Annotated in this window: 23 protein-coding genes and 2 other annotated features (1 of these 25 only partly in view); of the genes, 6 read left to right on the top strand and 17 right to left on the bottom strand. The window is 35.8% G+C overall.

Annotation, left to right across the window (positions count from 1 at the left end):
- Positions 1-32: 32 nt before the first annotated feature.
- From ACUXVC_RS09110 to ACUXVC_RS09100, 3 genes are all read right to left on the bottom strand, one after another.
- On the bottom strand, positions 33-677 hold the full coding sequence (locus tag ACUXVC_RS09110) for a LytTR family DNA-binding domain-containing protein (RefSeq protein ID WP_029441983.1): 645 nt from the start codon (positions 675-677) through the stop codon (positions 33-35).
- A gap of 168 nt (positions 678-845) precedes the next feature.
- The gene (locus ACUXVC_RS09105) at positions 846-1,535 is read right to left on the bottom strand and encodes a 5'-methylthioadenosine/adenosylhomocysteine nucleosidase (protein WP_016082075.1); all 690 of its coding nucleotides are present in this window, start codon (positions 1,533-1,535) and stop codon (positions 846-848) included.
- A 154-nt stretch (positions 1,536-1,689) separates the two neighbouring features.
- The gene (locus ACUXVC_RS09100; protein WP_001102583.1) at positions 1,690-2,613 is read right to left on the bottom strand and encodes an alpha/beta hydrolase; all 924 of its coding nucleotides are present in this window, start codon (positions 2,611-2,613) and stop codon (positions 1,690-1,692) included.
- 211 nt (positions 2,614-2,824) lie between these two features.
- On the opposite strand from ACUXVC_RS09100, the gene ACUXVC_RS09095 reads away from it, so the two are divergent.
- Positions 2,825-3,586 carry a DODA-type extradiol aromatic ring-opening family dioxygenase gene (locus tag ACUXVC_RS09095; protein WP_016513025.1) on the top strand — a complete coding sequence of 254 codons (762 nt, stop codon included), beginning with the start codon at positions 2,825-2,827 and terminating at the stop codon, positions 3,584-3,586.
- A 54-nt stretch (positions 3,587-3,640) separates the two neighbouring features.
- Here ACUXVC_RS09095 and ACUXVC_RS09090 read toward each other — a convergent pair whose 3' ends face one another.
- Both ACUXVC_RS09090 and ACUXVC_RS09085 read right to left on the bottom strand, forming a co-directional pair.
- Entirely contained in the window at positions 3,641-4,855 is a 1,215-nt protein-coding gene (locus tag ACUXVC_RS09090) for a multidrug efflux MFS transporter (RefSeq protein WP_000179302.1), read from the bottom strand.
- A gap of 168 nt (positions 4,856-5,023) precedes the next feature.
- Positions 5,024-5,740: a DUF554 domain-containing protein gene (locus ACUXVC_RS09085; protein ID WP_078993440.1), complete on the bottom strand. Its 717-nt coding sequence runs from the start codon at positions 5,738-5,740 to the stop codon at positions 5,024-5,026.
- 203 nt (positions 5,741-5,943) lie between these two features.
- Between ACUXVC_RS09085 and ACUXVC_RS09080 the strand changes: the two genes are divergently transcribed.
- Both ACUXVC_RS09080 and ACUXVC_RS09075 read left to right on the top strand, forming a co-directional pair.
- Positions 5,944-7,047, top strand: a complete 1,104-nt coding sequence (locus ACUXVC_RS09080; protein WP_446026004.1) for a CapA family protein — start codon at positions 5,944-5,946, stop codon at positions 7,045-7,047.
- 52 nt (positions 7,048-7,099) lie between these two features.
- On the top strand, positions 7,100-7,327 hold the full coding sequence (locus ACUXVC_RS09075) for a hypothetical protein (protein WP_095691084.1): 228 nt from the start codon (positions 7,100-7,102) through the stop codon (positions 7,325-7,327).
- Positions 7,328-7,407: 80 nt separating this feature from the next.
- Here the strand turns inward: ACUXVC_RS09075 and ilvA are convergent, their stop codons facing one another.
- From ilvA to ilvE, 6 genes are read right to left on the bottom strand one after another with little or no spacing between them, the layout of a single operon-like run.
- Positions 7,408-8,670 carry a threonine ammonia-lyase IlvA gene (gene ilvA, locus ACUXVC_RS09070; RefSeq protein ID WP_098127342.1) on the bottom strand — a complete coding sequence of 421 codons (1,263 nt, stop codon included), beginning with the start codon at positions 8,668-8,670 and terminating at the stop codon, positions 7,408-7,410.
- A 31-nt stretch (positions 8,671-8,701) separates the two neighbouring features.
- Positions 8,702-10,375, bottom strand: a complete 1,674-nt coding sequence (gene ilvD, locus ACUXVC_RS09065; RefSeq protein ID WP_001255815.1) for a dihydroxy-acid dehydratase — start codon at positions 10,373-10,375, stop codon at positions 8,702-8,704.
- A gap of 46 nt (positions 10,376-10,421) precedes the next feature.
- Positions 10,422-11,429, bottom strand: coding sequence for a ketol-acid reductoisomerase (gene ilvC, locus ACUXVC_RS09060; protein WP_000861143.1), 1,008 nt, complete (start codon positions 11,427-11,429; stop codon positions 10,422-10,424).
- A gap of 14 nt (positions 11,430-11,443) precedes the next feature.
- Complete coding sequence (locus ACUXVC_RS09055) at positions 11,444-11,674, bottom strand: ACT domain-containing protein (RefSeq protein ID WP_000019909.1); 231 nt, start codon at positions 11,672-11,674, stop codon at positions 11,444-11,446.
- Positions 11,671-13,386 carry an acetolactate synthase large subunit gene (gene ilvB / locus ACUXVC_RS09050; RefSeq protein WP_340785036.1) on the bottom strand — a complete coding sequence of 572 codons (1,716 nt, stop codon included), beginning with the start codon at positions 13,384-13,386 and terminating at the stop codon, positions 11,671-11,673. The genes ACUXVC_RS09055 and ilvB overlap by 4 nt, the downstream gene beginning before the upstream one ends.
- Positions 13,387-13,408: 22 nt before the next feature.
- Positions 13,409-14,308, bottom strand: a complete 900-nt coding sequence (ilvE, locus tag ACUXVC_RS09045) for a branched-chain-amino-acid transaminase (protein ID WP_000528161.1) — start codon at positions 14,306-14,308, stop codon at positions 13,409-13,411.
- 151 nt (positions 14,309-14,459) lie between these two features.
- Positions 14,460-14,699: a binding site (T-box leader), on the bottom strand.
- A 545-nt stretch (positions 14,700-15,244) separates the two neighbouring features.
- On the opposite strand from ilvE, the gene ACUXVC_RS09040 reads away from it, so the two are divergent.
- Together ACUXVC_RS09040 and msrA are read left to right on the top strand one after the other, a co-directional pair.
- Positions 15,245-16,003 carry an SDR family oxidoreductase gene (locus ACUXVC_RS09040; protein WP_340784198.1) on the top strand — a complete coding sequence of 253 codons (759 nt, stop codon included), beginning with the start codon at positions 15,245-15,247 and terminating at the stop codon, positions 16,001-16,003.
- 90 nt (positions 16,004-16,093) lie between these two features.
- Positions 16,094-16,630 (top strand): peptide-methionine (S)-S-oxide reductase MsrA, encoded by a 537-nt coding sequence (msrA, locus tag ACUXVC_RS09035; protein ID WP_001291883.1) that lies wholly within the window; start codon positions 16,094-16,096, stop codon positions 16,628-16,630.
- A gap of 163 nt (positions 16,631-16,793) precedes the next feature.
- Here msrA and ACUXVC_RS09030 read toward each other — a convergent pair whose 3' ends face one another.
- The 5 genes from ACUXVC_RS09030 to ACUXVC_RS09010 form a co-directional block, all read right to left on the bottom strand.
- Entirely contained in the window at positions 16,794-16,994 is a 201-nt protein-coding gene (locus ACUXVC_RS09030; RefSeq protein ID WP_340784200.1) for a hypothetical protein, read from the bottom strand.
- A 225-nt stretch (positions 16,995-17,219) separates the two neighbouring features.
- Positions 17,220-18,107 (bottom strand): RCC1 domain-containing protein, encoded by an 888-nt coding sequence (locus tag ACUXVC_RS09025; RefSeq protein WP_340784202.1) that lies wholly within the window; start codon positions 18,105-18,107, stop codon positions 17,220-17,222.
- A gap of 142 nt (positions 18,108-18,249) precedes the next feature.
- Positions 18,250-18,891 carry a FusB/FusC family EF-G-binding protein gene (locus ACUXVC_RS09020; protein ID WP_000387074.1) on the bottom strand — a complete coding sequence of 214 codons (642 nt, stop codon included), beginning with the start codon at positions 18,889-18,891 and terminating at the stop codon, positions 18,250-18,252.
- 110 nt (positions 18,892-19,001) lie between these two features.
- Positions 19,002-19,688, bottom strand: a complete 687-nt coding sequence (locus ACUXVC_RS09015; protein WP_001015543.1) for a DUF421 domain-containing protein — start codon at positions 19,686-19,688, stop codon at positions 19,002-19,004.
- Positions 19,689-19,848: 160 nt separating this feature from the next.
- Positions 19,849-20,112: a CD3324 family protein gene (locus tag ACUXVC_RS09010; RefSeq protein ID WP_000878325.1), complete on the bottom strand. Its 264-nt coding sequence runs from the start codon at positions 20,110-20,112 to the stop codon at positions 19,849-19,851.
- Between the two features lie 326 nt (positions 20,113-20,438).
- On the opposite strand from ACUXVC_RS09010, the gene ACUXVC_RS09005 reads away from it, so the two are divergent.
- A complete protein-coding gene (locus ACUXVC_RS09005; RefSeq protein WP_098975770.1) occupies positions 20,439-21,143 on the top strand; it encodes a polysaccharide deacetylase family protein in 705 nt (234 codons plus the stop codon).
- A 39-nt stretch (positions 21,144-21,182) separates the two neighbouring features.
- Here the strand turns inward: ACUXVC_RS09005 and ACUXVC_RS09000 are convergent, their stop codons facing one another.
- Complete coding sequence (locus ACUXVC_RS09000; protein ID WP_001088187.1) at positions 21,183-22,520, bottom strand: sodium-dependent transporter; 1,338 nt, start codon at positions 22,518-22,520, stop codon at positions 21,183-21,185.
- Positions 22,521-22,816: 296 nt separating this feature from the next.
- Positions 22,817-22,845, bottom strand: a binding site (T-box leader); it runs 194 nt beyond the window's last position.

Here is a 22,845-nt window from a genome sequence, read left to right as displayed (position 1 = left end):
AACAGCAAATCTAGGTTCTAAAGCAGAAAAATTTAGAATCCTAGAAGTTTACGGAAATAACTAGCGTATGATTGACTAACTGGTACTCTCTCACCATTATCCATCGAAAGTACAAAAGTAGAATGGGTATCAGGATAAATCGCTTTAATATGATTAACATTTACAATAAACGAACGGTGACATCTAATAAATGAATCTTTCGGAAGCAAGTATTCGAATTCTTGCAGAGAGTATTTATGTGTTCCTGATAACTCTTCTGAATTCACATACGTCTTTTTATCTTTAGCCTCTAAATACATAACCTTTGAAAAAGGAACCGGAATCCAGCCGTCTGTTGTTTTTAAAGTAACAACTGACTTTCCATCCGTTAAAGCTGGATAAATTGCCGTTACGCACCCTTCAAGCTTTCCATTGTTTGAAAATGGTACAGCCATTCCATGATAAGGAATACCAAAAACATCCCGATTAATAAACTCAGATGTTTTTTGATTCATCACCATCGATTTATGAGCAATCGTTCCTTCCTTTATAGGATCCCCGACACTAATCTTTAAATCAATTCGTTTACTTGGCCGATAGTAAATATATTCTTTCGTATTCGAAACAGCAATTGAAATTTCATCTGAAAATAATTCACCAACAACATCTAGTAATAAACCTAACGTTCTATCTTCCATTCTATTAACACCTCATTCACTATTATACTACTATTATGAACAGGCATCTGTTGCTTTATAAAAAGTTTGATTTTAAGTTACTTTTAAAATTAGTTTTATTCACTATTACTTCGTTACTACAAAAACCTCACTTCAGAAAAGTGAGGTTTCCTCTCATACAATATTTCTTTATTTTTTTAGAGACTCTAGTAACTTTTTAACAAAATAAATTGAATTATGCGAAGCAGATACACAATTATCTTCGAACACTTCTATGCCAGACGCTTCTTCTGTATCTGTTATTGATCTCACTGCTAAAAACGGAATCGTATTTGCATAGCAGACGTGGGCTATACTTGCAGTTTCCATATCTACACAAAGTGGATTGTATTTAGAGATTATTTCTGTACGACCACTCTCACTAATAAACGCTTCTCCAGTAACAACTTTTCCAAAATAAACATTTTGAGCGAATTGATTGTTCTCAACCACTTCTCTGCTTAATTCAAGCAGGTTTCTATCCGTTCTAAAATATACACTTTCCATCCAAGGATGATATTCAGTTAATATCCCTTCATCAACATCATGATATGCTATTTCTGTTGAAATTACTGTATCTCCAATTTTCAATACTTTGTCGATTGCTCCTGCAACACCTGTGACAATAATATGCGTTACATTGAATTTATCGATTAATATTTGAGTTGCAATAGCTGCATTAACTTTACATACACCACAATATAAGGCAACAACTTCTACATTCTCATATTTCCCACTGTGAAATGTTAACATCGCAAGATTCGTTATTTCCTTATTAGACATTTCTTCAATAAAAGGCGTAATTTCATCTTCTGATGGACCGATAATTCCAAATCTCATACATTCATCTCCTTACTTACACAGAGCTTGCTATCTGTTTAATTATATAGAATAAGATTTATTTTTTATTAAGTAAAGTGAATTTAAGAATTTATTGCCCCTATTTCTGTATAATAAATAATCCCAAACTACAAACAGTTTGGGATTATCTTTCTCATTTATTATGCGCATCTAACCACGAAATTAAATCTTTAAATACTTCATCCTTATTTACTTCATGAAACATTTCATGTCTACCATTTTCATATAAACGTAGTGTCACGTCTTTCACACCACATTTTTTATAGTTTTCATATACTTCTTTTACACCTTTCCCCATATCGCCAACAGGATCACGATCACCAGAGAATATATGTATTGGAAGATTCTTTGGCGTCTTCTTGTATTCTTCTAGTTTATTTACTTCTAATACTCCAGAAAATAATTCTCGGTAAAAACTCGTCGTACAAATGAAACCACATAACGGATCCGCAATATATTTATCAACTTGATTATTATCTGAAGATAACCAATCAAATTTTGTACGATTTGGCTTAAAGTTCGAATTGAAGTTTCCGAAAGATAAAAAGTTTAACATTGGACTTTTCGTTTTTGCCCCGCGCAATTTCATTTCGATTGTTGCTACTTTATGACCAATAGCTCCTAAAAGCCCTGGATTTCCACCTGTTCCTGAAATTAGAAATCCATCATATAATTCGCCTCTAAGTTGTACAGCACGTCTTGATAAAAAAGAACCCATACTATGTCCAAGTAAAAACAAAGGACTTGACTGCTCTTCTTTTATCCTTTCTGAAACAAAGATAACATCCGATACAACTTGATTCCACCCTATATTTGGTTCAAAATGACCATAATCTTCTTCTTTTTTTACTGTTTTCCCATGTCCTTTATGATCATGCGCATAAACACCATACCCTGCTTCCAATAAAGCATCTACAAATTCTGTATACACCCCTGCATGCTCTGTCATGCCATGTGCAATTTGAATAATTCCTCTCGGATCTCCTTCTGGTAACCACTTACGCAAATAAATTTCCGATCCATCCAATGCCGTAACGAAACTTTCCTGTACATTCATTTCGTCAGCCCCCAACTCTATTATGTATAGCTTTAAGAAAATGAATATCCATTCACTTTTCTTATTTTATATTATATGTAATTGCTTTCATTATGACAAATGATGTATTTTTCAGACTTGCTTTTAAACTAATTTCTTGACGAATTAAAAATAAAATTATATAGTTACTTACATAAAGTAATTATATAATTTTTAGGAGGTTTCTACTATTATGATGCCATCACTATTTTTAGCACATGGTTCGCCTATGCTCGCTATTCAAGATACAGACTATACACGATTTTTAAAAACACTTGGAGAAACATATAAACCGAAAGCAATTGTTATTTTCACTGCTCACTGGGAAACTGAAGTATTAACGATTTCCTCATCAGATAACGAATATGAAACAATTTATGATTTTGGAGGTTTCCCCCCTGAGTTATACGAAATCAAATATCGTGCGAAAGGCTCTTCTAGCATTGCATCTATGTTAGAAACAAAATTTAGAAACAAAGGTATTCCAGTCCATCATAATATGACGAGAGGTTTAGATCATGGTTCATGGACACTCCTGCACCGCATGTATCCAGAAGCAAATATTCCTGTCGTGCAAATATCAGTAAATCCATTCCTTTCTGCAAAAGAACAATTTGAAATTGGAGAAGCACTTAAAGGACTCGGACAAGAAGATATTTTAGTAATCGGTAGTGGCGTTACCGTTCATAATTTACGAGCACTGAAATGGAATCAAACTACACCTGAAAAATGGGCAATTGAATTTGATGATTGGATTATTAAACATATGCAGAATAACGATAAAGATGCATTGTTTAATTGGGAGAATAATGCTCCTCATGCACAATTAGCCGTACCAAGAGCAGAGCATTTTGTTCCTTTGTTTATTGCAATGGGAAGTGGCGAGAATAGCGGTGAAGTCATTCACCGTAGTTATGAGCTTGGTACATTAAGTTATCTCTGTCTTCGATTTTAAAGAAAAAGGATGAAGCACATGTTGCTTCATCCTTTTTCTTTTTCATTCACTTAGTTAACTAACTTCCAAACGTTGTTTCTCTGATACTTCTTCGTTCTTATTGTGAAAATAAACCCAAATACACGCAATAAATAATAGTGATGATGTAGAGAGGAAAACATATTGGAAGCCTGCATGCGCTGCAATTTGTCCCCCGAGCACTGGCCCAATCATATTTCCTAAAAACTGAAACGACTGATTATATCCAAATATTCGTCCCGTAACATGGGTTGGTGTATGTTGTTTTAGTAGAGTTTGTACGGAAGGCAATAATCCTGCTTGTGCGATACCTAATAAAAATCGAAGAATTAATAGTTGCCAAGCTGAGGTTACAAATGCTTGCGGGATAAAAATAATTCCTGCTGCAAATAACGCTACAACTAACGTTTTTTGAGGACCGATATGATCTGATAATCTCCCTAGTCTTGGTGCTGCCAAAATAACTGCTAATCCTGTCGCTGACATAACTGCACCCGCAATTGTTTCAATATGTGCAGTATGAGGACCTACTAAATTTTTCACGTACAATGTAACAATTGGTTGAACTGACATATTAGCAAGTTGAATAATAAATGTTGTTACAAATAAACTAATAATTAAATGCTTCGCTGGGACCATCGTCCATACTTTTTTCGGCTGTGTTTTTTTTGCTTGAGCAGAGTGATTTTCTTCATGCAGGAAGAAAAAAACGATGAGAAAGGAAAGGAATAAAAAAGCTCCTGTAACAAGAAAGACATGACGCATTCCAATTAACTCAGACAAATAACCTCCAAGTAACGGGCCAAGTAACGAACCGCTCACACCACCAGTTGAAATTGTGGAAATCGCCCAACCTGAATGTTCTTTCGGAGTTTCTGCTGCAATAAATGTCATCGCTGTTGAAAGGAAACCAGATACTGCTCCCATTAAAAATCTTAGTGCGACTAGTTGATACACATCCGTTACAAACCCCATAAGCGTCATAATAATCGCCATACCGAGGCTAGCACGAATAAGCATCAATTTCCGGCCATGTATATCACCAAGCTTTCCCCATATTGGCGATACAATCGCACCCATTAAAAATGTTACACCAAATGCAAGTCCCGACCACTGTGCAATGCTTGAAGTGCCAGTTACTCCTAATTCCTCAATATAAAAAGATAAGAAAGGAATTACTAAACTCATACCGGCTGCAGTGGTAAAACAACCTAGCCAACAAATCATTAAATTCCGTTTCCAGCTGGCCATTTTCACACCTTCTTTCTTTAGATACCCATTCTACACCCTTTCTTGTAAAAAGTTTAGTAATTTGCTTTATATGTAAGATTTACTACAAAACCCGCTATTTTCTAGTGAAAATCACTACAATCCCACATTTTTTTCATAATAAAACCAACTCCCACTAAATGAAGTTGGTTAATAATCCATTAAACCGTAACCATAAATAATTGAAACAATTACACCCACTACCAATATACCTGGAAGTAAATTTGCCACCTTGATTTTAATAATACTAAGCAAGTTCAATCCAATAGCAGATATCATAATGCCGCCCGTAGCCGTCATCTCCACTATAAATTGGTTCATTAATTCTTTCGGGACAAAACTATTAATTTGTGTTGCAAAAACTGCAATACCACCTTCATATAAAACAACTGGAATCGCCGAAAATACTACGCCAATTCCTAGAGTTGTCGTTAATATAATAGAAATAAATCCATCGATAATCGCCTTTGTAAATAAAACATCATGATTTCCGCGAATCCCACTGTCAAGTGCACCAAGTATCCCCATCGCGCCAATTGCAAAAATTAAAGTAGCTGTTACAAAACCTTCGGATATGCTACCTTTCCCTTTCGATCCAACTTTATTTTCTAGCCAATCCCCTAAATGTTTTAACTTTTCTTCTAATTGTAACCATTCTCCAATTACCGTACCAATCACTAAACTCAGTATGACAACAAGAAAGTTTTCACTTTTTAATGCCATTTGAAGCCCAAGCACAGTAACCGCTAAACCGATTGCGTGCATTATCGTCCCTTTCATACTTTCTGGAATCCTACTAAATAATTTACCAAGTAAAGTACCAAATATAATACAAATCCCATTTACAACTGCTCCTAATATAACCATTTCTCATTCTTCACCCTTCGAATTCTTTATTTCTATATTTTGGTTTATACATTGATTTACAGGTTATCTATATGTTAACTTAATATTGAGAATATTAACAAATGTTTTCCACTACATAACCCGCTATTTTTTGTAACTTTAATTACCTTTAATAGATTCAGTGTTAATTTAATTGCGGGATAATATTAAAAGGGAAGGTATATATGAAAACTTTACTAAAACGATTTTTGTTAATAGCCTTTTTCATTACACCGATTGTTTTATTAATCAATTACTCTTTTATTTCAAAAGCAAAAGACAAACCCGATTTGCAAAACAAATCTAGTAAAACCGCTTCAAAAAGCGAAAAGAAAATAGAAGACCAAGAAATCACACTCACCTTCTCTGGTGATACAATGTTTGATTGGCAATTACGTCCTATAATCGAAAAGAATGGGGCTGATTACCCATTCCAACATGTAAAAGAAGAAATAAAAAAAGCTGATATTTCTTTTGTGAATTTAGAGTCGGCATTTACAACGAAAGAAAAGAAAGCACCTGGGCAACTGTTTTGGATTAAAAGTGATCCATCTACACTACAAGCTATTAAAAACACTGGATATGACATCGTAAATATTGGGAATAACCACACACTTGATTATGGGCAAGATGGATTATTAGATACGATTTCTCACGTAGAAAAATTAAAGTTCCCTTACATTGGAGCCGGAAAAAATGCGAAAGATGCATATACAGCACGAGAAATGACCGTAAAAGGGAAAAAGTTTAAATTTCTTTCCTTCGTTCGATTTATGCCTGATTCTAATTGGGGAGCTGGTGAGAATAAACCTGGCGTTGCGAATGGCTATGATTTAAATCTTGTAACAAAAACAATTAAAGAACAAAAACAAGATGCAGACTATTTAATCGTCTATATGCATTGGGGCGTTGAAAAATCAAATCGTCCGGTAGAATACCAAAAGCAATATGTACCTAAAATGGTTGAAGCAGGAGCTAACGCAATTGTCGGAAGCCATCCACATTGGTTACAAGGGTTTGAGTATTATAATAAAGTTCCTATCGCTTACTCATTAGGTAACTTTTTATTCCCGAGTTATGTGAATGGGAAAAGCGCTGAAACTGGCGTATTAACTTTAACTTTTAAAGGAAAGGATGTCCAAATGTCATTCAATCCTTATATCATTCGCAACAACCAAGTTTCCCCTGTAAATGAGGGAGAAAAGAAAAAAGCTCTTCAATATTTACAAACAATTTCAACTGATGTAGAAATTGATGATACAGGGAAAATAAAAAACAAACGAAACTAGACAGCTCAAGATCTATTTCTCTGTAATATACTTTACAGAATAGGTGATAAACATGCTGAAAGACTTATTAGAAAATGTAAGTTTGTTAGAGAACGTTTATAAAATTTCTATAGCAGTTCTACTTTTATGTTCCTTTTATTCTGTGAGACTATTTAAAAAAATAAAGCGAGAGAGAAATCTTACTCCTTTTGAATTTACAATGCATGTAATCATTCGTATTGCGATACTCTTTTGGTTAGCTAGCTTTATTCTTCTTGAATTTAATGAGTACCTAGTTTAACTATAAAAAAGATAGAACAAGCACTATATTCCCTCGCTTGTATCTATCTTTTTTATTTATATTCTAACTCTTTCCTTCTATTAAATAAGCAAATCAAACAAAACAGGGTTTTTATTAAGTTCCATAAATTGAATATTATTTTCTTTAAAGCGAGTAATTAATTGCTCATAATCTTCTTTATGTTTTAATTCTACGCCGACTAATGCTGGACCATTTTCTTTATTATGTTTCTTAATATACTCAAAGCGCGTAATGTCATCTTCTGGTCCTAATCCTTTATCAAGAAATTCTCTTAGCGCACCTGAACGCTGCGGAAATTCAATGATAAAGTAATGTTTCAGTCCTTCATACATGAGCGAACGCTCTTTCATTTCTTGCATTCTATCAATATCATTATTTCCACCACTTAGCGTACATACAACTGTTTTACCTTTTATTTCATCTCTATATAAATCAAGCGCTGCAATAGAGAGTGCACCAGCCGGTTCAGCTACAATCGCATTTTTCTTATACAGTTCTAAAATCGTCGTACAAACTTTCCCCTCTGGTACTAAAATAATATCGTCAATTACATCTTTACAAGTTTCAAATGTTAACTTTCCTACTTTTTTAACAGCTGCCCCATCAACAAAGCTATCTATTTTCTCCAATGCTACATTTTCATTTTGAAGAAAAGCCTCTTTCATAGATGCAGCTCCCATTGGCTCTACACCAATAACCTTTGTAGTAGGACTAACACCTTTTACATATGTACCAACTCCTGATGCTAATCCACCACCACCGATTGCTGTAAAGATATAATCAACCGGTTTCTCCATATCATGCATAATTTCAACTGCCACTGTCCCTTGACCAGCAACTACATACGGATCATCAAACGGATGAACAAATGTCATTCTATTTTCTTCACAATAACACTGTGCTTCTTGGAAAGAGCTATCGAATGTATCACCAACTAATACAATCTCTGCGAAATCACCACCGAAAAATTGTACTTGTGATACTTTTTGTTTCGGTGTTGTTGTGGGCATAAATATTTTTGACGGAATCTTCAATAAATTACACGTATAAGCAACTCCTTGCGCATGATTACCAGCACTTGCACAAACAACACCGTTTTGTAACTTTTCTTTCGGTAAACTTTGAATCAAATTGTATGCACCACGAATTTTGAAAGAGCGAATTAATTGTAAGTCTTCTCGTTTTACATAAACGTCACAATCATATTTCTCAGATAAAACTGTATCACGTTGTAACGGTGTTTTAATAACGATATCTTTCATGCAATTATGGGCCATTAAGATATCTTCAATTTTCACTCTCTCCTTTACCTTTTGCACCATTATATATCATCCTTATCTCTTTTAAATTGGCTCAATCAAAATTCGGGATTTTCAGAACAGCCCCTGTATTCGCCGATGTTACCATTTGTGCATAACGTCCAAGCCAGCCAGTTTTCACTTTCGGTTCTGGTCGTTTCCATTCTTTTTTACGCTTTTCTAATTCCTCATCACTCACCCTTACTTCTAGCAAGCGTTCTTCAACATCAATACATACAATATCCCCTTGTTCAAGAAGTGCAATCATCCCGCCCGCTGCTGCTTCTGGTGAAATATGTCCTACTGAAATTCCACGTGAAGCTCCAGAAAAACGTCCATCTGTTAATAATGCAACCTCAGCACCTAATCCCATTCCAGCAATTGCTGATGTTGGTGCTAACATTTCTGGCATACCAGGGCCACCTCTTGGTCCTTCATAACGAATGACAACTACATCTCCTTTTTTCACTTTCCCAAGCATTATGCCAGCAAGTGCCTCATCTTGTGAATTAAAAATAACGCAAGGTCCTTCAAAACGCTTTACTTCTGTTGCACCGCTTTTAATAACTGCTCCATCTTTCGCAAGGTTGCCTTTTAATATACGCAATCCTCCTTCCTCACTATGAGGGTTTTCGAGAGAGTGAATAACTTCCTTATCTTTAATCTCTGCCTCAGCAATATTTTCTCTTAATGTTTGCCCAGTAGCAGTTATTCGATCAAGATGAAGTACTCCTTCTTTCCGGCTCATCTCTTTCAAAATTGCACTAATCCCGCCCGCACGATCAATATCTTCCATATGCCAATTTGAAGCTGGACTTACTTTACATAAATGAGGTACACGTCTTGAAACTGCATCAATACGGTTCATATCATAATCTAGTCCTGCCTCTTGTGCGAGTGCTAGCGTATGTAATACTGTATTCGTTGATCCGCCCATCGCCATATCAAGTGCAAAAGCATCGTCAATTGCTTCTTCTGTTACAATATCACGCGGCTTAATATCTCTTTCAATTAAAATTTTCAATTTCTCTGCTGCTTGTTTAATTAACTCTTCGCGTCTTGGATCAATTGCTAAAATACTCCCGTTACCAGGAAGAGCTAAACCTAACACTTCACATAAACAATTCATAGAGTTCGCGGTAAACATACCCGAACAAGAGCCACAAGATGGACAGCCATGATCTTCAATATCTTTTAATTCTTCTTCTGAAATTTTCCCAGATTGATAAGCTCCTACTCCTTCAAAAACGGAACTCAGATCAACAACTTCCCCTTTAGATGTTTTTCCTGCTGCCATCGGGCCGCCTGAAACAAACACAGTCGGAATATTAATACGTAGTGCAGCCATCATCATACCTGGTGTAATTTTGTCACAGTTTGGGATACAAATCATGCCGTCAAACCAGTGTGCATTTACAACCGTTTCTACTGAATCTGCAATAATTTCACGACTCGGAAGAGAATAACGCATACCGATATGTCCCATCGCAATACCATCGTCAACTCCAATTGTATTGAATTCGAATGGTACCATACCTGCCGCGCGAACTGCCTCTTTTACAAGTTTCCCAAACTCGTTCAAGTGTTTATGCCCTGGAATAATTTCAATAAAAGAATTACAAATCGCTATGAAAGGTTTATCAAAATCTTCATCTTTCAAACCAGTTGCTTTTAATAAACTACGGTGCGGTGCTTTATCAAAACCTTTTTTAATCATGTCACTTCTCATCTTGTCAAATCCCCTCTTACATATTTTTCATTTATACTCTCTTACTCTATTTCTTTACTAATTCTTTCGGTGCATGAATCCAGCTCATCATTTCACGAAGCTCTGCTCCCACTTTTTCTAATTGATGATTTTGTTCTGCTTTTTTCATTGCGTTATACGTCGGACGCCCTGCTTGATTTTCTAAAATCCATTTCTTCGCAAATTCACCTTGCTGAATTTCTGTCAGAACACGCTTCATTTCTTTCTTCGTTTCATCTGTAACAATTCTCGATCCTGTTACATAATCTCCAAACTCTGCCGTATCTGAAATAGAATGGCGCATAGTCGTTAATCCACCTTCGTACATTAAGTCAACAATCAGCTTTAATTCATGCAAACATTCAAAGTATGCAATTTCAGGACGATATCCACCTTCCGTTAACGTTTCGAACCCGGCCTTCACAAGTGCAGTTACCCCGCCGCAAAGTACAGCTTGCTCACCGAATAAATCCGTTTCGGTTTCTTCTTGGAATGTCGTTTCAATTACCCCCGCACGTGTACACCCTACACCTTTTGCATACGCCAGTGCTACATGTAGCGCTGTTCCCGTCGCATCTTGATGCACTGCGACTAATGCTGGAACACCATTTCCTTCTTGAAATACACGGCGAACGAGATGACCTGGACTTTTTGGCGCGACCATCGCTACATCTACGTAACTTGGCGGATTAATTTGTCCGAAGTGAATGTTAAATCCATGTGAGAAAAGTAACATTTGTCCTTCACGAAGATTCTCTTCTACCTCTGCTTTATACACATGAGCTTGCTGTTCATCTGGCAATAACATTTGTACAACTTGTGCGGTTCGAACCGCTTCTGAAACAGACATTACTTCAAATCCATCCGCTTTCGCTACTTCATACGACTTACCAGGACGAACACCAACTACAACCTCTACACCAGAATCACGTAAATTTTGTGCTTGCGCATGACCTTGTGATCCATAACCAACTACTGCAACAGTTTTTCCTTGTAACAACTCTACATTTGCATCTTTTTCATAATATGTTTTCATATTCCATACACTCCTTATAATTTATTTACTTGCAGAACATCAATTAATTTTTTCAACTGACTAACAAGTAATGTCGCTTCATTTTCAGTACAAACTGCTGTGAGTTTCATTTCAGAAACACCACTAGTATCTCTTTCTTTTAAATGTAAAGAAGAAATATAATAACCACGCCGAGCAAAAATCCCACTTATACGTAATAAGACGCTTGGCTCGTTATGAATAACGAGTGAAAAAGTATGACTCATTCTTCCCACCTCTTCATAATCATTTCGTTATTCCCTTTGTTTGGCGGAACCATCGGAAATACGTTTTCACCTTCTTCTACACAAAAATCAACTACGACAGGACCTTCGTGAGCAAATGCTTCTAACATCACTTGTTTTGCCTCGGTTGAATTTGTTGCTCTTAATCCCTTTACTCCATAAGCTTCTGCTACTTTCACAAAATCTGGTGATCCAATTTTTGATTCTGATAAACGATTTTCATAAAACATTTCTTGCCATTGCCTTACCATCCCTAAAAATTTGTTATTTATGATAAATACTTTTACAGGGATGTTATTTTCAGCAATTGTTTGTAGTTCTTGAATGTTCATTTGAAAAGAAGCGTCACCTGCAATACAAATGACAAGTTCTTCTTTTTTAGCTAGCTGAGCACCAATTGCTGCTGGAAAACCAAACCCCATTGTTCCTAATCCTCCAGAGGTAAGGAACGTCCGAGGTTTTCTTGCTTTATAGAAGTGAGCAGCCCACATTTGATGCTGACCTACTTCTGTTGTGACAATCGCTTCACCATTCGTTAATTCACTTACTAAGTTGATCACATGCTGTGGTTTTAACTCAGATTCTTTTTGCTTATAAGAAAGTGGATATTCTTCTTTCCATGTCTTTACTTTCTGAAGCCATTCGTCTGTTTGTGTATAAATAGACATATGTAACAGCATGTGTAACGCTTTTTTTACATCACCAACAATCGGATGTTCTACAGTTACATTTTTATGAAACTCAGAAGAATCAATATCAATATGTACTTTTTTCGAGTTTGGAGAAAAAAGTTCTAATTTTCCTGTTACACGATCATCGAAGCGAACACCTAATGCAAGTAGTAAATCACATTCTGTTACCGCCATATTAGCAGCGTATGTCCCATGCATACCAAGCATCCCTAGAAACAATGGATCATCCGGTGGATATGCACCAAGTCCCATTAAAGTTGAAACGACTGGAATCCGGTTCTCCCTTGCGAATTCGAAGAGTTCATCGGATCCACCTGAATGAATGACACCTCCTCCAATATAAAGAAGTGGACGCTTAGATTTTGAAATTGCTTTAGCCACCTCTCTAAGTTTCATGCTGTCTGGTACAAGTTCTGGTTTGTACCCCGGAATATCAACTTCTTCATTAAAGAAACTGGTGACTTTTGCATTTTGAACATCTTTTGGAATATCAATTAATACTGGTCCCGTGCGCCCGCTTTTGGCGATATAAAAAGCTTCTTGCACAATTCGTGATACATGATTCACATCACGAACCTGGTAATTATGCTTCGTAACAGGTACTGTAATTCCGACAACATCCGCTTCTTGAAATCCATCTTTACCAATTAAAGGCGTTGCAACTTGCCCGGTAATGACAACTAAAGGAATCGAATCCATATAAGCGTCTGCTAAACCCGTAACTAAATTTGTCGCCCCTGGGCCAGAGGTAGCAAAGACTACCCCAACCTTTCCAGAAGCTCTCGCATATCCTTCAGCCGCATGAATGGCAGCTTGTTCATGACGAGTTAAAACATGTTTCAAACCACTTTCGTATAACGCATCGTATACTGGTAAAATCGCTCCGCCTGGATAGCCGAAAACGGTCGTTACACCCAATTTCTTCAAACACTGAATCACGTGCCCAGCGCCTGTCATTTCTTCATACTGTAATTTCTCATACGCTGTATACTGCTGCTTCATTTCCATTAACTCCTCTCCTTATTTACGCTAAGCTTTCCGTCAGCCCGGGAACACGTACTCCTCTTTCTCTCGTTAATTTTTTAAATTCTTCGGTCAATTGTTTCGTTACACTTCCTGGTTTCCCATCTCCAATTTCTCTGGAATCAACTTTTACAACTGGAATTAACTCCGCTGCTGTTCCTGTTAAAAATACTTCATCCGCTACATATACATCATGGCGAGTGAACGGTCTTTCCTCACACGGAATACTCAGTCGCTCACATAGCTCGATAACACTATTTCTCGTAATACCTTCTAATGCTCCTAAATAGGATGGCGGGGTTAATACTTTTCCATCTTTCACAACGAAAACATTATCACCAGAACCTTCACAAACATATCCTTGTTGATTTAACATAAGAGCCTCTAACACTCCTGCTTGTGCTGCTTCAATTTTTACAAGTACGTTATTTAAATAATTCATTGACTTAATACGTGGATCTAACGCATCTGGCGTATTACGTCTTGATGCAACAGATACAACGCTTAGCCCATTATCATAAAATTCTTGTGGGAATAACTTTAATTGTTCTGCAATGATAATTACGCTCGGCTTCACACAACTTCTCGGATCGAGCCCTAAGTCACCTTTTCCTCTTGAGACAATTAAGCGAATGTAAGCATCAGTATATTCGTTTTTTTGGAGTGTATGTAAAACTGCTTCTTCCATTTCTTCTACCGTCATTGGAATTGTTAGTAAAATAGATTTCGCTGATTCATACAATCGTTTCACATGTTCTTTTAAACAAAATACATTTCCTCCGTAACTACGAATCCCTTCAAATACACCGTCTCCGTATAAAAAACCGTGATCATATACTGAAACAACTGCCTTTTCTTTTTCTACAAATTCCCCATTCATGTAAATGTACTGGTTTCCCATCTCACATCGCTCCTCTTTTTTTCTCTATTTTTTGCAATCTATTTCTACATCGATTGCTGAGATGAGTATTTTTAACAGAATATTCAGTATATAAACCTTAAAAATATACTCGTCTCAACAATCGATTACTTACATACTTGTAGCAATCCATTGCTGAGACGAGGGAATCGTGGTACCACTCAGCTTCCTTATACTTCTCACGAAATATAAGCTCTGCAAGTCCAATTAGACTTTTGTTTTTCTATCGGGAACAACCCCGCTACTTTTTACTAGTTTTCAAAAGTAGTGCTCCAAGGTGATTTTCAATGAGTGCATTGTTACCACCCTCACAGCCTTGGGGCAGCTCTCTGAAACAATCTTTATCATTTACTCTCCTCTTCCACGCATTCTCTTATTCTATTTTTTAAAATAAAAACTCTCGCCTCAGCAATCAACTACTACAATTTAGTAGCTTTGATTGCTGAGGCGAGAGTTTCGCGTTACCACTCAGCTTCCTTATACTTCTCACGAAATATAAGCTTTGTAGGTCCAATCAGACCTCCGTCCTTTTACCGGAGACGATGCCGCCGCCCTCTACTCAGTTTCCCTTTCGTAAGCGATGCTCCGAGGTGATCTTCAATGATTCGATTGTTACTACCCTCACAGCCTTGGAGTAGCTCTCTGAAACGATCATAATCATCTACTTTCCTCTTCTTTGCATATACAACATATAAAGTTAGAAAATTCTTAATTAACTTTTATTTGTTACACGTATTATAGGACGTTGTTCTTTTCCTTGTCAACATGTTTTTTCAAAAAAATCAAAATTCATTCTATTTATTTTTTCTCAAATCAAAATTGGAATGCATTACTTACATACACTCATATATTACTTAAGTATGTTTGCATTACTACATAAAGAAAAACTTATAAAGTTTATGAGGAGATGAGGAAACTATGTTAAAAGGGAAAGTAGCGTTAGTTACAGGAGCAAGCCGAGGAATTGGACGAGCAATCGCTAAACGTTTAGCAAATGACGGTGCATTGGTTGCTGTTCATTACGGTAATCGAAAAGATGACGCTGAAGAAACTGTTCATGAAATTCAATCAAATGGTGGCCAAGCTTTTTCTATCGGCGCAAATTTAGAATCCTTACACGGTGTAGAAAAACTTTATAAAGCTTTAGATACTGAATTACAAAAGCGCACTGGTGAAACACAATTTGATATTTTAATAAACAATGCTGGCATTGGTCCTGGTGCTTTTATTGAAAAAACGACTGAACAATTTTTTGATAGAATGTTTTCAGTAAATGCAAAAGCACCATTCTTTATCATTCAACAAGCACTGCCACGTTTACGTGACAATAGCCGAATTATTAATATTTCATCCGCTGCCACCCGCATTTCTTTACCTGATTTTGTTGCATATAGTATGACGAAAGGCGCTATTAATACAATGACTTTTACGCTAGCAAAACAGCTTGGAGCACGAGGAATAACGGTGAATGCAATACTTCCAGGATTTATTAAAACAGATATGAATGCAGAACTCTTGAGCGACCCGATGATGAAGCAGTACGCTACTACTATTTCCGCTTTCAATCGCTTAGGTGAAGTAGAAGACATTGCCGATACTGCTGCATTCCTTGCTTCTCCAGACAGCCGCTGGGTTACTGGACAATTAATTGATGTGAGCGGAGGATCTTGTTTATAAAAAACATATATTTTCAAATCTTTTTTATTGCGCAATAAAACAATTTATATAATACTATATAAAACATATACATTTAGGAGGATTACAGCAATGTCCGAAAAAACATACGAACTCGCAACCTTCGCAGGCGGTTGCTTTTGGTGCATGGTAAAACCATTTGATGAACTTCCTGGTATTCATAAAGTACTTTCTGGCTATGCAGGAGGTCATGTAGAAAACCCAACATATGAACAAGTAAAAGCTGGAACATCTGGACATTTAGAAGTTGTTCAAATTACATTCGATCCTTCTATTTTTCCTTATCAGAAATTACTAGACTTATATTGGCCACAAATCGATCCAACTGATGATGGCGGACAATTTTTTGACCGTGGTCCATCTTATCGTACCGCTATTTTTTATCATAACGAAACACAAAAAGGGCTTGCTGAAAAATCAAAACAAGCTCTTGCAGAAAGCGGTATGTTTAAAGATCCAATCGTGACTGAAATTCGTCCTGCTGCACCTTTTTACGAAGCAGAGGAATACCACCAACATTTCTATAAAAAGAATCCAGAGAAATATGCTACTGAGCAAAAGGAATCTGGTCGTGAAGACTTTATAAAAGAAAATTGGCAAAAAAAATAATAAAAACGCATCGTGCTTTTTGAGTACGATGCGTTTTTATTTTTGATAAAAGTACCATACAATTAATAGAACAATTGCTGTTAGTGACCAAAGTACTATCTCGTTTTTCACTCTATTCTTTTTCTTAGTCATTTCATTCCCTCCTAATAACTATTAAACATATTCAATTTTTTCTTTGTTTAATTGTCCATCTTATATACGTGAATACATCCTTACAAATTCTAATAGCAAGACCACCAATAATTCCGATTGCAATGGAAATTACTAGCGTCTGTCCAAAACTAAAAGAATTTGTGTACATTATGTAGAGAACGATACATATAAGTAAAACATCCGATAAAGAAAGTAAAAACCTTTTAAGCATTCCTTTATCTCCTCTATACTTTTTAATTTATATCTTCTACTGTAATTTTGAAATAAAATTTGTTCAAAAATTCCATTTACACCCTCATTTTATGAAAAATAATAAGAATCCCTTTTCAAAAGAGATTCTTATTCAGCAGATTTAAGTTTAATTATTTTCTACATATCCTATTCCATAATTACTCCTAAAATAGAATAATATTACTAATGATTTATTGTAAATTGACTATTTGCCAGGCAACCGAATGTCGCGCCAGCTACCTACATCGCATTGCCCAAATTCATTATTACCTACCGCGATCACCGTGCCGTCTGATTTTAGTCCGACTGTATGTGCACAACCAGCCGCTATCGCTACAATATCTCTCCAATCACTTACATTACATTGACCATACTCATTCCACCCCACTGCCACCACGGTACCGTTTGATTTAAGTCCGATTGTATGATTCGTACCAGCCGCTATTGCTACAATATCTCGCCAGCCACTTACATCACACTGGTTATGTTTATCATTCCCCACTGCTGTCACCGTACCGTCTCGTTTAAGACCAACAGTATGAAGATACCCAGCCTTGACCGCTACAATACCTCGCCAGCTACTCACATTGCATTGACCATATCGATTATTCCCCACAGTCGTCAATGTGCCGTCCAATTTAAGACCGACTGTATGCCAGTCACCCGCTGTGACTGCCACAATACCTTGCCAACTGCTTACATTGCATTCTCCTTCTTTATTTCGGCCCACCGCTACTACCGTGCCATCCGATTTCAGGCCAATAGTACGACGCCACCCTGCCGCAACCGCTACAATATTATGCCAATCGTTTACATCACATTGTTCATGCTTATTCCAACCCACTGCTACCGCAGTACTGTCACATGTAAGACCGATTGTATGAGCATTACCCGTGTTCGTTGCCATATGAACATTGCCCACTGCGACTGCTTCAATATCTCGCCAGCCACTTACATTACATTCCCCTTCTTTATTCCGGCCCACCGCTACTACCGTGCCATCCGATTTCAGGCCAACTGTATGACAACGCCCCGCCGCTATCATATCTTTGGTCCATCGCTTCACTTTTTCTTTCGATAAAAGGTAATCCATGTTTTACCTCCTTGCATATAAGCAACTGTATCATAATAGATATTTTTATCAAATTTCATTATAAATCTACATTTACAAAGAAAGCTTATTTTACTTCTTCAAAAAATAAAAACCTCCAGTTTAAATACTAGAGGTTTTCTCGTTATTTCTTCAAGCGTTCAATAAAATCGTTCAATTTATCTAGCGATTTCATATTCTGATTGCAAGCTACACCATCTTTGCAAATGTAGTTTCCCTTTTTAACGAAAGTTCCTGGTACATCGCCTTTAATTTCAACTAAAAACATTCCTACTTCTTCATGTCCATGACATAACGAACAAATGCTTTTTTTATTTAAACTTTGGAACGTTCCTTGCAGACCAACAAATTTATTTTTATCATTTTTCGCTATAATAAATTTCCTGCTTGACCCCTTATCAATCCAGCTTAAATAAGATATTTCTTTCATATCCATTTCTTCCATATCAGGAAGTTTTAACTTTTTCGCTTTAGGAAATAATTTTTTTAATGTTTGTGCTGTAACTTCTTGAAACGGAATTACATACGGATTTATTTTCATTAAAAATGATTCTGCATCTTCTCTATTTTGAACTGTTAATACCGTATCAATTAACTCTTTCTGTTCATCCGTTAAATTCTCAAATACATGTATTATCTTTTCAATCGCAAGCGATTTTAACGCTTGAATTACACCTCTATCATTTGCCGTTGCATGCCCGTTTGCTAAAATATAAGCTTGTGATTTTATAAAATTATATTGATCACTTCTAATAAACGCTTCCATCTTTATCACTCCATACAAATTGTTGATCTAGTTTTATTGTATACAATGATTACGTTTTTTGATATGTAAAAGATAACTTAGAAACAAACATTACATATATCACTTATTCTCTACCGCTGCATTTCCTGACAAAAGAAGCCATCATCTGTTTTCCATTCCGCATATAATACGTCTTCAAATTTAGTAATTCCTTTTTGCTTTATTTGTTTATAAAGCCATCCTTCATCAAATCCCGCTTCCCTCAAATTATCCTTAACTACTTTTCCATCACTAATTAATGAAATTGGTAAGTATACAGGCTTATGTTTTAAACTTAAATCATTTATAGTAGGAGATTCGTATTTACTTTTTTTCAGAACGCTTATGTTTCCGTTCGGTTCCAATATCATATATTCAACTTCTCGGATTGAAAATATATCTTTTTGTTGCCTAAGCATTTGTTGTAATTGGTTTATATCCAAATGATTTACGCTTAATTGTTCACGATCAATCTTTCCGTTACGAATAATAATTGAAGGATACCCTTCAAAAAACCTTCTTGTTCCTCTTACTTTTTGTGTTATCACTTCTATAGTATAAATTAAAATTACCCAAACAAATACTGAATATAAAATAGACCATACTTTAATTTTAGGATCATATATTGAATTTCCAACGAGCTCACCTAGGACGATTGCAGAAATAAAATCAAATGGCGTTAGCTGAGATATTTGTGTTTTCCCTAATATTTTTGTAGCAATTAATAGAACAAAAAAACCAACTAAAAGCTCTATCGTTATTTGTCCAATATGATTCATATATGTTCACCTTTCTACTTTTCAAGTGCTCTGTATACCATTTAATAAAAAAACGGCACATTTTTTCTATTATCATGCCCGTTCACACCTCATATATCCAATACACATAAAACAAAAAGAGTCTGATTCAAAGTAATATATGAATCAGACTCTTTTCCTCTTATTTAGAATACACAATCTTTTTAATCGTTTCCCCAGAAAGAAAATATTCTTCTGCAAGTTGATGAATAGCGATCCCACTTTTAAACGCTTCTTTAATTGCTTTATTTCTTTCATCTAGTTGTTTTCTTCCGCCAGATCGTGTACCCCATTTATAATGTTTCGTTTCTTGTTTCGGAATGTAAATTGTTTCACCTTGTATATACTTTTGAATTTCAGTAATTAAACTCTCTGGTAAAACAGCATTAGCTTTTACGTATTTCATTTCTGCTCGCCCCTTATTTTTTATGGTCCATTTCAATAAGGTGCAAAGCCAAATATAAAAAATGATACGAGCTCATATAGGCGATTGTATATTACTTGTCTACCTCACGCAAAGTATCGCCATTTCCATACTTGGCTTTGCATGAGACGTTGCAGTGTCTGGCAATTGAATTATAATCGCCATATAAACACCTCCTAATATACCTTTTGCATTTTATTATATGATAAATTCCTTCTCCTTGCATCCACACCCTTCTTAAAGCACGAAATTACTTAGTTTGATATAATACTTTTTAACTGAATTAAAAATCATTGTGAGGTTACATTATGAAGAAAAAAATTATTATTACAATCGTTACACTATTCTTTATTATCACGGCATTATTCGGAACATACAAATTGATGAACGCAAGAAGCTTTCAATTATTTGGAGATTTAACACAACGCGTAGAAACAAATGAAAAAGTGATTGCTTTAACTTTTGATGATGGCCCTACTAACAATGTAAAACAAATATTACCGCTACTAGATAAATACAACGCTAAAGCTACTTTCTTTTTAATTGGAAATGAATTAGAGCAAAATTTATCGTTAGGAGAAGCTATCGCGCAATCTGGGCACCAACTTGGAAACCATACATATTCTCATAATAGAATGGTTTTCAAAACACCTTCTTTTATTAAAGATGAAATAGAAAAAACGAATTCATTAATCCGCCAAACAGGATTTACAGACGAAATTGATTTTAGGCCCCCTAACGGAAAAAAATTAATTGGACTACCCTATTATTTAAATAAAAATAATATCGAAACGATTATATGGGATCTTGAGCCCGATACTTTTTATAAATCTGCAGCTGATAAAATTGAATATGTTAATAAAAATGTAAAACCAGGTTCTATCATTTTACTGCATTCTATGTATGATGAGTCTAATGAAAATTTACAAACGATTGAAGGTATTTTAGATTCTTTATCTAAGAAGGGCTATCAGTTCGTAACAGTAAATGAATTGCAAAAAAGAGCAAAATAAAAAGGTAGCGTATCTATGTATGATACGCTACCTTTCTTTTTATATAATGCCAAGTACATTTAAGAATACGATAATAATCGCAATTGGTGCGATATAACGAAGTAAGAATAACCATAATACGAATAGTTTATAACCTTTATTTTTACTTACACCTAGCTCTTTCATTAATACATCTTTCTTCATTTTTAAAGGAACAAAGATAGAAACTAATAATACACCAAGTGGCATTAAAACGTTACTTACTGCATAGTCCGCTAAATCAAAGACTGTCTTTCCGAAAATCTTCAGATCACTTAATATACCGAATGATAATGCTGATGGTACCCCAACAACGAAGATTAATAACCCTACGATTAAGGCCATTTTTTCACGTTTCCCTTTACCTTTTGATGTTAACGATGCAACACTAATTTCTAACATCGAAATTGCTGATGTAATCGTAGCGAAGAAGAATAGTAATAAGAAAACAATGAAGAATAATTTTCCGAACGCCATTTTACTGAAAATAGCTGGCAAAACGATAAATAATAGTCCCGGCCCTTGAGATGGTTCCATTCCAAATGCGAACACAACTGGGAAAATTGCAAGTCCTGCAAGTAATGTAATAACAAGAGTTAAGGCTACGATAGAAAATGCTGAACGTGGTAAGCTTTCTTCTTTCGGTAAGTATGAGCTATACGTTACCATAACGGCTACCCCGACAGATAATGAGAAGAACGATTGCCCCATTGCGTATAATATAACTTCTGATGTTACATGTGAGAAATCAGGTTGTAAGAAGAAACGAACGCCTTCTCCAGCACCATCTAATGTAAGTGCACGAACGATTAATACAAAGAATAAAACGAATAATGCTGGCATGAAATATTTATTTACTTTTTCAACACCATTTTGTACACCTTTACTTACGATAAAAATAGTAATAAGGATGAATAATAGCTGTGATCCAACTGCTAAATATGGATTGGAAATGATTTCACCAAACGTAGCTTCGTATGCTCCATTTCCTTCCCATAGTCTACCTGTAATTGCATTCCATAAATATAATAAAATCCAGCCTCCTACAACACTGTAGAAAGAAAGTAATATGAAACATGTTACAATTCCTAATTTACCTAACCAAGGCCATAACGTTTTAGGAGCAATCTCTCTATATGCATCGACAGCCTCTTTTTGTGTACTTCTTCCAATAACAAATTCAGCTAATAATAGCGGTAAACCAATTAATAATGTGAAACCGATGAAAATTAGGAAGAACGCTCCGCCTCCTCCAATGCCGGCCATATATGGGAATTTCCAAATCGCCCCAAGACCAATTGCCGAACCTGCTGCAGCTAATACGAAACCTAATTTCGATGTCCATTGCTGTGAATTCATTTGTTAATCTCCTCTCTATCTCTTTTTCTTTGTTACAATTCGGTATTTATATTGTTCTATCAATACTCTTTTCTAATACGTTCACTTCCTCCCTAATAAAAAAACGTCCCTACGTAAATACGTAGGGACGACAAAAATATCGCGGTACCACCCTAGTTGTGAAGAACACTAAGAAACCACCTAAATAAAAACGCCCCTACGCAAAAACGTAGGGACGATAAAATATCGCGGTACCACCCTAGTTATGAAGACACACCAAAGTTAGGACCTAAATAAAAAACGTCCCTACGTAAATACGTAGGGACGATAAATATCGCGGTACCAC

The sequence above is a fragment of the Bacillus sp. N6 genome (assembly GCF_052805735.1).
The sequence above is the reverse complement of the archived record's forward strand: the minus strand, read 5'-3'. Positions and strand labels throughout refer to the sequence as shown.